The organism is Ammoniphilus sp. CFH 90114, from assembly GCF_004123195.1.
Classification (GTDB): domain Bacteria; phylum Bacillota; class Bacilli; order Aneurinibacillales; family RAOX-1; genus YIM-78166.
The window spans coordinates 80,907-94,671 of the sequence record NZ_SDLI01000009.1; the positions used below are offsets into that span (position 1 = coordinate 80,907).

The 13,765-nt window shown below is 43.3% G+C and carries 13 protein-coding genes; 5 read left to right on the top strand and 8 right to left on the bottom strand.

The annotated features are described in order from the left end of the window. Genes EIZ39_RS18965 through EIZ39_RS18980 form a run of 4 tightly spaced genes read left to right on the top strand, consistent with a single transcriptional unit; the run spans position 1 to position 4,234 of the window. Positions 1 to 1,371, top strand: coding sequence for a YheC/YheD family endospore coat-associated protein (locus EIZ39_RS18965; RefSeq protein WP_129201722.1), 1,371 nt, complete (start codon positions 1 to 3; stop codon positions 1,369 to 1,371). Between the two features lie 15 nt (positions 1,372 to 1,386). After that, positions 1,387 to 2,703 carry a YheC/YheD family endospore coat-associated protein gene (locus EIZ39_RS18970; RefSeq protein ID WP_129201724.1) on the top strand — a complete coding sequence of 439 codons (1,317 nt, stop codon included), beginning with the start codon at positions 1,387 to 1,389 and terminating at the stop codon, positions 2,701 to 2,703. Next, positions 2,693 to 3,151, top strand: coding sequence for an N-acetyltransferase (locus tag EIZ39_RS18975; protein WP_129201726.1), 459 nt, complete (start codon positions 2,693 to 2,695; stop codon positions 3,149 to 3,151). Before EIZ39_RS18970 ends, EIZ39_RS18975 begins: the two co-directional genes overlap by 11 nt. Beyond that, entirely contained in the window at positions 3,152 to 4,234 is a 1,083-nt protein-coding gene (locus EIZ39_RS18980; protein WP_129201728.1) for a YheC/YheD family endospore coat-associated protein, read from the top strand. Here the strand turns inward: EIZ39_RS18980 and EIZ39_RS18985 are convergent. Continuing rightward, the gene (locus tag EIZ39_RS18985; protein WP_129201730.1) at positions 4,231 to 4,815 is read right to left on the bottom strand and encodes a hypothetical protein; all 585 of its coding nucleotides are present in this window, start codon (positions 4,813 to 4,815) and stop codon (positions 4,231 to 4,233) included. The two genes, EIZ39_RS18980 and EIZ39_RS18985, sit on opposite strands and share 4 nt — an antisense overlap. Positions 4,816 to 4,893: 78 nt before the next feature. Beyond that, positions 4,894 to 6,324, bottom strand: coding sequence for a SpoVR family protein (locus EIZ39_RS18990; protein ID WP_129201732.1), 1,431 nt, complete (start codon positions 6,322 to 6,324; stop codon positions 4,894 to 4,896). Between the two features lie 169 nt (positions 6,325 to 6,493). Here EIZ39_RS18990 and EIZ39_RS18995 point away from each other — a divergent pair, with 169 nt between their 5' ends. Further along, a complete protein-coding gene (locus EIZ39_RS18995; RefSeq protein WP_129201734.1) occupies positions 6,494 to 6,943 on the top strand; it encodes a hemerythrin domain-containing protein in 450 nt (149 codons plus the stop codon). Positions 6,944 to 7,036: 93 nt separating this feature from the next. Here EIZ39_RS18995 and yhbH read toward each other — a convergent pair whose 3' ends face one another. From yhbH to rnhA, 6 genes are all read right to left on the bottom strand, one after another. Further along, positions 7,037 to 8,191 carry a sporulation protein YhbH gene (yhbH, locus tag EIZ39_RS19000; protein WP_129201736.1) on the bottom strand — a complete coding sequence of 385 codons (1,155 nt, stop codon included), beginning with the start codon at positions 8,189 to 8,191 and terminating at the stop codon, positions 7,037 to 7,039. Between the two features lie 34 nt (positions 8,192 to 8,225). Then, positions 8,226 to 10,124: a PrkA family serine protein kinase gene (locus EIZ39_RS19005; protein WP_129201738.1), complete on the bottom strand. Its 1,899-nt coding sequence runs from the start codon at positions 10,122 to 10,124 to the stop codon at positions 8,226 to 8,228. Between the two features lie 428 nt (positions 10,125 to 10,552). Beyond that, positions 10,553 to 11,017: a tRNA (uridine(34)/cytosine(34)/5-carboxymethylaminomethyluridine(34)-2'-O)-methyltransferase TrmL gene (trmL, locus tag EIZ39_RS19010; protein WP_129201740.1), complete on the bottom strand. Its 465-nt coding sequence runs from the start codon at positions 11,015 to 11,017 to the stop codon at positions 10,553 to 10,555. A gap of 72 nt (positions 11,018 to 11,089) precedes the next feature. Then, the gene (locus EIZ39_RS19015) at positions 11,090 to 12,070 is read right to left on the bottom strand and encodes an amidase domain-containing protein (RefSeq protein ID WP_129201742.1); all 981 of its coding nucleotides are present in this window, start codon (positions 12,068 to 12,070) and stop codon (positions 11,090 to 11,092) included. Between the two features lie 72 nt (positions 12,071 to 12,142). Next, on the bottom strand, positions 12,143 to 13,285 hold the full coding sequence (gene queG, locus EIZ39_RS19020) for a tRNA epoxyqueuosine(34) reductase QueG (protein WP_129201744.1): 1,143 nt from the start codon (positions 13,283 to 13,285) through the stop codon (positions 12,143 to 12,145). A 10-nt stretch (positions 13,286 to 13,295) separates the two neighbouring features. Then, positions 13,296 to 13,727 (bottom strand): ribonuclease HI, encoded by a 432-nt coding sequence (gene rnhA, locus EIZ39_RS19025; RefSeq protein WP_129201746.1) that lies wholly within the window; start codon positions 13,725 to 13,727, stop codon positions 13,296 to 13,298. Positions 13,728 to 13,765: the final 38 nt, after the last annotated feature.

Consider the following 13,765-nt stretch of genomic DNA (forward strand, 5'->3'; position numbering starts at 1 on the left):
ATGGAGTCTAAAAGAGTACGCATCCAGTTCTTGCAGACCAGTAAATATAATGGCATTGTTTTGTCTAATGACCTCTGCAGGTCCTTGGGAATAGAAAATAGAAATCAAATTTATGTGCAATTAGGTCAAAGGCGAGTATTAACCAGATTATTCAAAGCTAGGAAAGGGACGAACGAGATCTGGTTTTCACCCCAATTAAAGAGAGAGCTTGTCGTTCCTTTCAGTGGGCAGCTCCACGCGAAGGTGGAGGGCGATACGCTACGTATCGGACCTGTTGTTGGAATTCTTAGTACAGGAATATCTATTGTCAATAATCAACTCGTAAGTAAACGCGCCTCTTTCTTCCGGCATCTATTGTCCGCTCAGCGTGGGGAAGCCCTGTATTACTACTTATTTACACCTTCTAGTGTCGACTGGGAGGCTAAAACCGTAAGAGGGATGTTCTTGCAAGAAGGACCTAGCGGTTCTTATTGGCGTCAGGCTGTGGTCCCGCTCCCTGATGTGGTCTATAACCGCATTCCTGACCGTTACTCAGAAAAAGCGTCAACTGTTCAAACCTTTAAAGCCAAGCTGGAGCACCTGACGGATGCCAAGATGTTTAATCCAACGTTCTTTAATAAATGGTCCATACACCAGCAGCTGCAAGACCATAGCTTCGCAAGCCAACATATTCCCGAAACATTTGTAGGCCCTTCCGTCACGAAAGTGCAAAGTATGCTGCAGAATCATCGAATGGTCTATCTCAAGCCTGTGGCTGGGAGCCTAGGGTTAGGCATTATGAAAATTGTTTATCGTCCCGGTGCTGGGTATTTTTTGAGCTATCATAATAATTCACAAAATGTTATACGCAGATATCGGACCCTCGCTGCCTTGCTGCAAGCTCATATCCCCAGATCCCGGTTAAACACATACTTGGTTCAACAAGGCATACAGCTTATTAAGTATAACGGCAGACCACTGGATTTCCGCGTGCATGCGCACAAGAATAGGGAAAATCAATGGGTCATTGCTGCTATTGCAGCCAAAATTGCTGGTCAAGGAAGCGTCACGACGCATGTGCGTACGGGAGGAACGGTCGTATCTGGCGAGGATTTAATTAAGCAAGTATTCCAAGGTCAAGGGGCAAATGTGGAAAGAAAGCTAAGAGAAACGACTGTCAGAATGGCCGAAGCCATTGAGTCACGCTTAAACCAGCACATCGGTGAACTCGGATTTGATATTGGAATTGATGAGCGTGGACATATTTGGATGTTTGAAGCGAACTCACGCCCCGGCAGATCTATATTTAAGCATAATAGCTTCAAAGAAGCTGATAAAAAGTCCATTCGATTAATTGTAGATTACAGCCGCTATCTAGCCAACTTTAAGTAAAGGAGCGTACAATCTATGACAACACCAAAACTTCCCATTTTATCCTTCCGACCAACCTCCCACCAATGGACGCTCCACGTCCCCCAAACAGAACTACAGCGGTTAGGAAACAAGGAGTTATCCGTTAGATTCGGGGCAGAGAAAAAGTCACAGAAGGTGGCTCTCTCGACTTCCTCCCCACAGGCGGATTCCATCGCCTCAAAGGTCCGCGTCATACAACGGCAAGGAGGGCTTTCTGTGGGTCCCTTCATTGGGATCTTAACCATGAGTAGAGGATCTGAATTTAAAGGAAACAAAAACAACTATATGGACATTATACAAACTGCAAGGCAGTTAGGCGCATTTGTCTATGTATTTACTGTAGAGGATATTAATTGGAATAACCGGACGACTAAAGCTTTCCTTTATGACCCCAAGGTTGGATGGGCAAAAACGACAGACCTTCCCTTGCCAGACGTTGTCTATAATCGCATTCCTTATCGGGAAGACGAGATGAAGGACTATGTACAGACCACTCTAAAAAGACTACAATCCATGCCCAACTTGCAATTATATAACAACCACTTCTTTAATAAATGGAACTTGTATGAAACTTTAGGAAAAAATCCTCGTGTGGCTGATTACATTCCCGAATCACAGAAACTTTCCTCGCGTAGAGAATTCTACTATATGCTAAACAAATATTCGTTGCTCTACCTCAAGCCTATATCCGGTAAAGCGGGAAAGGGAATTATGAGACTTGAGTCAGATCAAGGAATATACACACTAAAAATCCGCCAAGGAAATAAGACGATTGGCAAGAGATATCAAGATGCAACGGCATTATGGAATGAGATCAAATCCAAGGTCAGTACAGGTTACGTCGTTCAGGAAGGAATTACTCTCCTCACCTATCAAGGGCGGCCATTCGACATTCGTGTTCTCGTCCAAAAGGATGGTACAGGAACTTGGAAGCCTTCTGGAGTAGGAATTCGTGTGGCGGGCAAAAACAGTATTACCACCCATGTCCCTAGAGGAGGATCCATTGCTTCTCCTGACGCCGTACTGAAAAAGATCATGAATGATTCGGAATATGCGGCCTTTATGGAACGTTTGAGAAGAACGGTTCTCGAGTTGGCCTCTTCCCTAGAGGAAGCCTACCCATCCTTAGGGGAGTTCTCTATGGATCTAGGACTAACAAAAGATAAAAAGCTGTGGTTTTTTGAGGCAAACGCTAAGCCAATGAAATTTGACGAACCACATATTCGAAAAACGTCTCTCGAGCGCATCGTCCAATATGCGCAATATCTATCTAATTTTTCTCCGAAAGGAGAGACGACACGTGGAAATTAAGCAAATCACCCCGGACACCCTTCCGAAGGTCCGCCAACGATTAATTCAATTTCTTAGACTACACGGAGACAAACGAATAACGAAACAAGGAATTCGGTGGCTGCAAAGATTAAAGAGTGAAGAGGTTATGTTACCTGGAAATGTGATCTTGATTGCAATTGAAGACAAGATCATGACGGGTCTCATTGCGGTCGCCGATTATGGACGCGCGGAATCCTATGTAGCTGTTCATAAACGCTATCGTCAAAAGCAAACAGGAGTCACCTTAATTCAGGAATTAATGAGAAGGATAGATAAAGCGTATGGTAGGGTCGCTCTAGATAATGTTCCTAGTCTTAAGATGTGCTTTGCCATGGGAATGGTTGGCTTCAAGCTCGTTACGGGGATAACAGGCAAACCTACGCTGTGGCTAGGATTAGGAAACTGGAAGAAAGAAGATGTGGAATAAATGGCAGGTCCCATGAAGCTTGGTATATTGACTTGGAGAAAAGGGAGTTATGTCGAGGAGAAGACGTTCTTTACCCATCTGGCTAAAGAAGCTGAAGCTCTTAATACAGAAGTGTTTTTGTTTGCCCCCGGAGATCGATTAGCATCAGGCCAGTTTAAAGGATTAGTCTACAAAAAAGGTAAGGGATGGACTCCCGGAATCTTTCATTCACCACATATCGTATACGACCGTTTTCGAAATATGCAGCCTCAGGCCTTTAAGAAATTTGTTCAATTTCGCAATCAAACCTCCCTCCCCTTTTTAAATTCTCGTCTTGCTCATAAGTGGAACCTTCATCGATTTTTGCAGAACCATCCGAATATAGCCAAATGGCTTCCGGAAAGCTTATTCTTAGAAAGTACTAGGGACGTCTATACTCTACTTAGAAAGTACCCAACCATCTATATTAAGCCTGTGAACGGAACAGGTGGACGTGGGATCCTGTCCATTTCTAAAAAAGCGGAAGAATCCTTCTTAATCCAAGGCAGGGACAATAAACGGAGAATTGTGAGAAAGCTGCTTACTACGACAGCTCAGTTGAATCAGCTTATCTCCAACTGGACTAAAGATGCGAAATATATCGTACAACAAGGGCTTCAGTTAGAATGGGAACCCGGTCTCGTAACTGACTTTCGTCTACTCGTTCAGAAAGATGCAGCGGGCGCTTGGAGTATTACGGGACTCGGAGGAAAAGTAGGAACGAAAAATAGCGCCACTTCCAACCTGCACAGCGGAGGGAAGGCGGTAAACCCTGATGCTTACCTGAGTAGATTCTTAGCCGAATCTAAACGAAGATCCATCTTTGAAGAATGTAATTCGCTTGGACTCCTTGTCGCTCAAGTCCTAGAGAAGAAGTTTGGAAGACTTACCGAATTAGGTATAGACCTCGGCATCGACCGGGACGGCAAAGTATGGATCATCGAGGTCAACAACAAACCAGGAAGAGATCTCTTTCACCAGATTGGAGACGTAACCACGTATAGGAAGGCCGTTCGACGTCCGGTTGAATACGCAAGATACCTATATGACCGAGGCGAAGCCTAAATGGTTTGAAGGTAATCTAATATCTGTGGCATATGGTGTTCAAGACTCCATGCTTTACGATGTAGGATCTTTTTGTGATGTTCATTAAACGTTTCACTCTCTAAACGAATGAGGCGCACCCATTCCTTCAAATGATCTTGGTCCTCATTGCCCAGTTGTTCCTCCACGGCTGAACATATAAACGAACGACAGACACTATTTTTAAAATAAGGATCAAGACCACACCCTTTACCTTCGACGAAAAATTGACATACCGAAAACTTAAGCTTCCAATCCGTAAGCTCTGTCTTGGAAAGAAACTGATCCCGGGTAATATGTTCATAGCTGTTATGCACATAAGCATGAACAACAACCTCGTATTCTGCTAGCGTTCGATCCGCATTCTCATAGATGCGCTTGATAAAGAATTCACGCTTCCCGGATTTCACCATCTTCCAGATTTCATACAAGGAAAAAACAGGGCTATAGCTGCAGCAACCGACGTGCTGTAGATCTTGGCTATATGGCGCAAAATAATCGTCAGGACAGGATCGACAAAGACTTGTCATAATCTGTTTATTTTCAGAATCCCAATAAATCATGCACATCCACCCTCTAAACGGAAATAAATATGATCTTAACTGAAGAAAAGGAGCTGGGTCAACCAGCTCCTTTTACCATTACATAAATCTCCGGTGAGTTTTCTTGCCATCATGACTAAACAGGACTTGTCGTTCCTCCACAGTAGACTCCAGATGGACCGTTTTCCCCCATAGCTTATAAACGTATGGCAGGGTTTTCTCCACATACTTAATATCGAGCTCCATCCCTTCAAAATGGTGTTTAATATAGAGCTCACCATTCTTTAAGTAATCTCCATTTTCTACAGTAAGATAAGGAAATCCTCCATTCACACGTGAAGTGACTAACTGGTCGCGGACGATCTCCCAGGTCTTATCTGTTATGGTCCAGTCGTTGCCTTGTTTGGCAAACACATACATATCTAATTCTTCCACAAGTTCTTTTGTTAAGTAATTGCGTATAAAGGAAATATCCGAATCAAGTTCTCTAATTTCAAACATTTTTTTGCGTCCTTGCCCCATCTTTCGTCCGAATTTTTGTTGCTCTTCTTCCGTCGGATTATCCCACTTATTTTCTATATATTCAAACATCTTTAAGCCCAAGTAATATGGATTGATGCTTGTCGTGGAAGGTTGAACTACGCCTGCGTTCAATTTAGCAAACTCGACCGTTTCTGATTCGGTTAATTCCATTTCTCGGAGTATTCTTTGATGCCAATAGGAAGCCCAACCCTCATTCATGATTTTAGTCTCAAGCTGCGGCCAGAAATAAAGCATCTCGTTTCGCATGATGGTCAGAATATCCTTCTGCCAGTCCTTCAAATGAGGGGCGTAGCCTTCAATAAAGAGTAAGAGGTCCTTTTCTGGCTCGGGCGGAAACTTCGTCTCATTGGTTTCGTTTTCAGCGGCCGCCTTTCTTTTTGCTTGTTCTTCAGGGTCGAGTCCCCATAGGTCATCATAGCGGCCACTCTTCGCCAATCCCTTTTTCTCCTTCCGGGGCTCCTGGTTGCTCCATCGAAGTTTAGAGGCGAACAATCCAGGATCAATATGCTCCTGAACGGCTAATATAGCATCTAGAAAGCTCTCTACTTCCTCCTTCCCATATAAAATTTCGTATTGGCGTATGCGTTCAGCACTGGCTGACATACTTTCAACCATATCCCGATTGGTATTCGAAAAACGAATATTATTCTTAAAAAAATCACAATGTCCCAGAACATGAGCAACAATAAGCTTATTTTGAATCAGGCTGTTCCCTTCCAATAGGAAGGCATAGCATGGATTCGAGTTAATAACCAACTCATAGATTTTACTTAATCCCAGATCATATTGAAGCTTCATCCTGTGAAAGGATTTACCAAAACTCCAATGAGAGAAACGGGTCGGCATGCCATACGCACCAAAGGTATATATAATATCCGCCGGGCATATCTCATAACGCATAGGGTAAAAGTCCAAACCAAATCCTACTGCGATTTCGGTAATTTCATCAATGGCTCTTTCGAGTTGTTTTTTTTCCTCTAGCGTCATCTTTTCACCTCACCTTATTTAAACCGATAGCTTAAAACTGTCCTTATCCATACTATATGTGATAGAAAATGCCCTTTATGCCTGCTTAGAAGTATAAATCCCCCTGTGAACTTATTCACAGCCAATCAGCCTTCCCCGATTTACAATAATTGTAGGGGAGGGATAAACCATGATAGAGAACACTGTAACCGACCGTATAAGTCTACTGATTGGGCAGCATGAGGAGCTTAAATCAATCTCAAATACAGCACAGAAATTGATATTCACCGCTACTCGTCCTGTAATGAAAGAATTGATCTCTCAATTGTTTAAACTAACGGAAGAGCATGTTAAACAAGAAGAGGAGATTCTTTTACCTTTATTAAAAGAGATGTATTACTCTGATGCTCAGGAGATCTCTGGATTTATCATAGACGAGCATAATCAGATCAGAAAGCAGTTGATGGTACTTATGGATTCTATGGATTCATTCGATGAACATGATACGGAATGGGCACATTCTATTCAATGTGTATTGATTAATCAATTAGCCCACATCTTTGAAGAAGAACAGGTGCTGTTCCCACTAATCAAAAAGCATTTCAGTCAAAAAAGTTCACATTTGAGACATCTTAACTAAACTTATGTTTTGATGTCTTCTTTTTTGTTGTTCAAAATCATAAACAAAAGACTAACCCTATTACCGAGTTAGTCAAGATGCCTTCATTAATCCTTATTTAACAGCTTCTTCTCTTTTCTGGAAGAAAGACTTAAGTGCTTTATAAACTTCGCCCTTTTCTCTAATCACACAATACTTAAACTTGGGATCGTTAACATGCTTATAGGCAGACATAAGGGTCGAGTGACGATTGTATTGATTGACCTCTCCATAGCCAAACATGTTGGACCTCTTCATTAATTCTCCTACCAGCTTCACACACCGCTCATTATCCGAAGTTAGGTTATCCCCGTCAGAGAAATGGAACGGATAAATATTGTACTGAGAAGGAGGATATCTTGTATCGATGATTTCTAGGGCTTTCCGGTAAGCAGAGGAGCAAATCGTCCCCCCGCTTTCCCCTTTAGAGAAGAAGGCCTCCTCCGTAACCTCTTTCGCTTCGGTGTGATGGGCGATAAATACAATTTCTACTTTCTCATACTTGGTTCTGAGGAAGCGAGTCATCCAGAAAAAGAAGCTTCGGGCTATATATTTTTCAAAAATCCCCATACTTCCGCTTGTGTCCATCATCGCGATGACTAAAGCATTGGACCTTGGTTTTTTCACTTCATCCCATGTCTTAAACCTTAGATCATCATTTGTAATTCCTTTAAGCTGCGCCTTACCGGTCATAGCACTTCGCTTAATGGCTTCCAGGATCGTTCGCTTCTTATCGATATTGCCCATAAGCCCTTTTTTTCGGATATCATTAAATTCAATATCGGTAACCGTAATATTCTGCTGATCCTTTTGTTTTAGATTGGGCAATTCCATTTCCGCGAACAGCATCTCTTCCAATTCCTCAACGGAAATCTCTGCTTCATAATAGTCTTGACCTGGCTGGTCTCCAGCCCCTTGCCCTTTGCCGGCTCCCTGTGTTGGGTCTCCATCGCGGGCGATAACATCGCCCACCTTAGAGTCCCCTTTGCCTTGGCCAACCTGTTTATTCTTGTTGTGATTGTAGCGGAAGCGGTATTCATCAAGAGAACGTATCGGAATTTTTACAACATCTCTACCATCAGACATGATGATACTCTCTTCACTTACGAGATCTGGGAGATTTTGCTTGATGGCTTCTTTTACCTTTTCCTGATGCCTTACCTGATCCTGATAGCCTTTGCGGTGTAGTGACCAATCTTCTTGGGATACGATATACAAAGGCTCTTTCATTCGATTCCTCCTTAGGCGTTACCGTTCGAAAGCTCTAACGATTCAGCAAGCTTCCTACATACCTTAACAACTCGTTGGCACAGTGAGGGCAATAGCTATGGTCATCAATCAACCTCTTCGTTACCTCATTAACCTTCTTCAACTGGCTTTCATCTGGTGTTTTAGATGAAGTGGTAATCTTAACGACATCCTTAAGATCAGCGAAGAGCTTCTTCTCGATCGCTTCCCTCAAGCGCTCATGATTATTATATTCGAACCTCTTCCCTTTGCGTGCATAGTGCGAGATACGAATGAGGATCTCTTCTCGGAAAGCCTTCTTCGCATTCTCCGAGATACCAATTTGTTCCTCAATGGATCTCATCAGCTTTTCATCAGCTTCCATCTCCTCGCCGGTAACCGGATCTCTCATCTTGCTCCGGTTGCAGTAGGACTCCACATTGTCTAGGTAATTATCCAGCAACGTCTTGGCGGATTCCTCATAAGAATAGACAAAAGCTTTCTGAACTTCCTTCTTAGCTACCTCGTCATACTCCTTACGAGCTACAGAGATGAAGTTTAAGTATCGATCTCTTTCCTCCTTAGTGATGGATGCGTGCTGATCCAGCCCTTCTTTTAAAGCTCTTAGTATGTCAAGCGCATTAATACACTCCGTATCACGACGAATAAGGGCACTTGAGATACGGTTTATGACGTAACGAGGATCAATTCCAGACATCCCTTCATCGAGATGCTCATTGCGAAGCTCCTCAATATCGCCTTCCTTGTAGCCCTCTACACTCTCACCATCATAGAGCTTCATCTTCTTTAAGAGATCCGTACCAGCCTTCTTTGAATCCTTCAGTCGGGTAAGGATGGAGAATATCGCAGCTGTACGTAAAGCATGAGGAGCCACATGGACGTGGCCAAGATCACTCTGGCTGATGAGCTTCGAGTAGATCTTATCTTCATCTGATACTCTGAGATTATAAGGGATTCTCATTACGATAATCCGTGATTGTAGGGCTTCGTTCTTTTTATTACTAATGAAATTTTTATACTCGGTTTCATTCGTATGAGCCACAATCAGCTCATCTGCTGAGATCAAGGCGAATCGTCCGGCCTTGAAATTTCCTTCTTGAGTTAAGGAAAGAAGATTCCAGAGAAACTTCTCATCACATTTTAACATTTCTTGGAATTCCATTAATCCGCGGTTCGCTTTATTTAACTCCCCGTCAAAACGGTAGGCTCGGGGATCGGACTCTGATCCGAATTCGGCTATCGTGGAGAAGTCAATGCTTCCCGTGAGGTCAGCGATATCTTGCGACTTAGGATCAGATGGACTGAACGTTCCAATCCCTACCCGATCTTTCTCGGAGAGGATGATTCGTTGAACAATAACATCTTCGATGCGGCCACCGTACTCCGTATCTACCATCATACGAGTATAAGGGTTAAGTTCTCCCTCAATTTTCACGCCTAATTCGTCTTCAATGTCAGAGCGAAGATCATGAGGAACGAGCAGGAGCGGTTCTTGATGCATAGGGCAGCCCTTAATAGCAAAAACAGCACCGCGATCCGTCTTGGAGTATCTCTCTAATCCTTTTTTGAGCATACTGACAATCGTTGACTTCCCGCCGCTGACGGGACCCATGAGCATAAGCACCCTTTTTCTTACATCCAAGCGCATCGCTGCAGAGTGGAAATATTCTTCAACAAGCTTCTCAACCGCTCGATCTAATCCAAAAATTTCTTTGGTGAAAAACTTATATTCTTTTCTTCCACTCTCATCCACTTCAATTCCAGCGTCCTTAATCATGTTATACACCCGTGAATGGGCAGTCTGAGCGATGTCTGGATTCTTTCTTACCAAATCTAAATACTCACCAAAAGTACCCTCCCAGGCCAATTTTCTTTCATTTTGTCGATACTCACTCAAGCGTCTAATAATATCCATGGGAGCCTCCTCTCCTTTTATCAAAAATCAACCAACCGCTTAATGGATCAATCGCGAATGAAGGCTAAGAGTCAATTTTAACTAATATATATTCGCTTGTTTCTCCTGACATGCTTAAAACATTGGATTTCACATTCTTGCCATTCCCTTTTCTTGTTGAATTGGCTATAATTAGATTGGTTTTTTAGAAATGTTGTAGTACATATCGACTGCACCACCTTCTTAGGGCATAATAGGCACAGAAAGGGGGCGACACTACATGGGTGTATTTATTCCTATTTTTGTACTAGGCTGTTTCTTATTCGCAATCCTTACAGCCGGCCACAACGAAGACAAGACTTGGAACCTATAATCCCAATGTATAAGAAAAACACCTTCCTTATGACTATTTTGGAAGGTGTTTTTTTGCGTATTTCCATATTTTCTTGTCATATAAAACCTGGAAAGCGAGCTTGCCTTAGCGCTTCATAAAGGACGATAGCCACTGTATTGGATAAGTTCAGTGATCGAACTCCTCCCCTCATAGGAATCCGAACTACACGCTCCTTATTTGCCTCGAGAATGTCACTTGGTATCCCTGTCGTCTCTTTACCAAAAACGAAGTAATCGCCGTCCTGGTAATCATGATCGGTATAATAGCCTGTCCCTGTGGTCTCAATAAAAAACAATCGGCCTTCGCCCTTCTTGCTTAAGAAGTCTTCATACGAATCGTAATGAGAGATAGGTACTTCATGCCAATAATCTAATCCTGCTCTCTTCAGTTGTTTATCCTCAACCGAGAAACCCAGTGGGTGAATTAAGTGTAGATGTGTATCCGTTACGGAGCAAGTCCTCACAACATTCCCCGTATTGGCCGGAATCTCCGGTTGATAAAGCACGATGTGAAAAGCCAAAGGTTTGTCCCCTCCATTTTTTTGCGCGAAACAAACCGGGTTAGAGTCCCCCGGTTTGGTCGGCTTTACAATTTATTGTGTAATGTGAATAAATTTATATTGCGTGTTCTTGGTCCAAGCATGGGAATCGCGATAATCCCAATAACGGTGCCGACTATTCACAGTGTGAGCATTGACAAGGGGCATTCCATTCGGATCCTTCGCGACAACCACGGTGTTATGCTGGTAATTTCCGCTGCCGTCCCAGTCGTAGCATATGACATCTCCTACCATCAGCTCATCCGCTGTTTGTTTCAGCTGCCCCTTAGGAGTGTGCTTGGTATTCGCTCCTAAGAGATAATTCATTAAGCTGTGCGCGACAGACCAGCTATAGCTCCAGTTCGTCTTTCCCTTTACCCACCAGCCCTTGCCTCTTCGGGCTGTGTGCTCCATTGTCAAGCCTCCTTCATGGAGGCACTGCGATACATAATTTGTACAATCCACTTCAAATTTAGGGTAAGCCGGATTATATCGGTTCCACCAAACTTCTGCATATCGCTTTACCTTTGCCCGATCAAATGTCCGCTTAGAACCTTGGTCCACCGGGTCAACAGATACGTTCGTGGAGTCTTCTTCCGCTTCTTCTCCCTCCGCTTCTTCTTCGGGAGTTCTCTCCAATGAGTTTATTTCCTCTTTGCCAATTAAATGATCCGACGCAATGAACCAGTTTCCAGTCTGTTCACGCAGTGAGATCTGATGAAACTGTTCATCTTCTTGTTCCATGAAATGATGATCGATGTGATAGAGTTTCCAGACGTAATTATGCAGTAATACTTCAATATGTCCTTTTTGTTCCGAGAGGATCTTAATGTTCTTGACTACCGTTTTACATTTTACTGGCGTAGCATTTCGGTATTTTAAATTATCTCTTCCTCGTTGTATACGCTCCATTTCTTTAGGGCCAGCTTGGTTTCCTTGATAATAAATCTCCAACTCCCGAACATCACCTTCAATTTCGAGCTGGTTTAACATGGAGAAATAACTCTTTAAGGTGTTCATCCAGCTTTTTGCCATGTAACGTTGCGCTCCTTACTTGCTTTTTAATATTCAGCATATGTAAGGAGCTTCGATGTTTTCCTTTTTTATTTATAAAATCGAGCGGAGTTTAGACCACGCTTGGTCAATTTCCGCTTGCACTTTTTGGTCTTTTTCACTGCTTCTAGCTTCTTCTAAGGCCTGCATAGCCTCTTCTCCCCCAATTTTGCCTAGGGCCCATGCTGCGGTTCCTCGAATAACAGGCCTCTCATCCTTTTTCATTAATGATATGAGGTCAGGCACCGCAGTACGGTCCTTGAAGTGAGCCAGTGCAAGAATGGCATTGCGTTGAATGGGCTTTTTTCCCCTCCAGGCTGCTGAAGTGGGACCAAACTTGGTTTGGAATTCCTTTTTCCCTATGGTTAGCAACGGTTTAAGAAGAGGCTTGGCAAGTTCCGGGTCAGGCAAGCAGTCTTCTTGATGAGTAAAATTAACTTTACGGTTCTTCGGACAGACCTGTTGACATGTGTCACAACCATATAGGCGATTCCCTACTCGTTCTCTATACTCCTCCGGGATATAATCCTTCACTTGGGTGAGAAAAGCGACACATTTTTGTGCGTTAAGTTGAAAGGGCTGTTCAAAAGCCCCTGTTGGGCAATGATCTAAACAAAGCGTGCAATCTCCACAGCTTTCCTCAATCGGTTGATCTGGAGGGAAAGGGATATCTGTAATCAATTCCCCAAGATAGACCCATGAACCGAATTCTGGTGTGATGAGATTGGTGTTTTTGCCAATCCAACCTAAGCCGGCCCTCTCTGCTACAGCCCTGTCTGAAAGCACCCCAGTGTCAACCATGGATTCACACCGTGCACCAGGAAGCTTCTCCTCAATAAAGGCCTCTAGCAGTCTCAGCTTCTCGCGAAGCACATGATGGTAATCCTTTCCCCAAGCTGCACGAGAGACCATTCCACGATATTCTCCCGGCTTTGATTTAGGTGAATCCTCCATTCTTGCCGGATAGGCAATGGCAATAGCGATGATCGACTTTGCTTCTTGTATAGTGAGTTCAGGATGAGCTCGCTTCTCAATATCACTCTCTTCAAAGCCGGATTCGTAACCTAATTCCCGATGCTTATATAAACGATCCTTCAATTCCAAAAAAGGGTCTGCTGAAGCGAAGCCGATTTTATCAATTCCTACAGAATGAGCAAAATCAATGAGCATACGCTTCAATTCAACCATATCAACCATAAGGGTTCACCTATCTCGGTATTGCTGCTACAGCCATTTCGTCGCAGCGATTATTATATTCATTATCGGCATGACCTTTGACTTTAATATATTCTACTTTGTGTTTCTTCATCAATTCCAGAATCTCTTTCCAAAGATCTTGATTTTCGACTGGCTGTTTTTTGCTGTTCTTCCAACCGTTCTTCATCCAGCCCTTATACCAGCCCTGTTGAAAACAGTTAACCAAATAAGCACTGTCACTATGTAGCTTTACTGTACAGGGCTCCTTAAGGGCCTTTAATGCCTCAATCGCGGCTTTAAGCTCCATTCGATTGTTCGTGGTTTCTTTCTCCCCGCCGGACAATTCTTTCTTGTGCTCACCAAACATTAAAATGGCTCCCCAACCACCAGGACCAGGGTTTCCCGAACAGGCTCCATCTGTATAGACCACTACTTCTTTCATGTCTCTTCCTCCCATTATCTAGGTCGCCATCATTATAT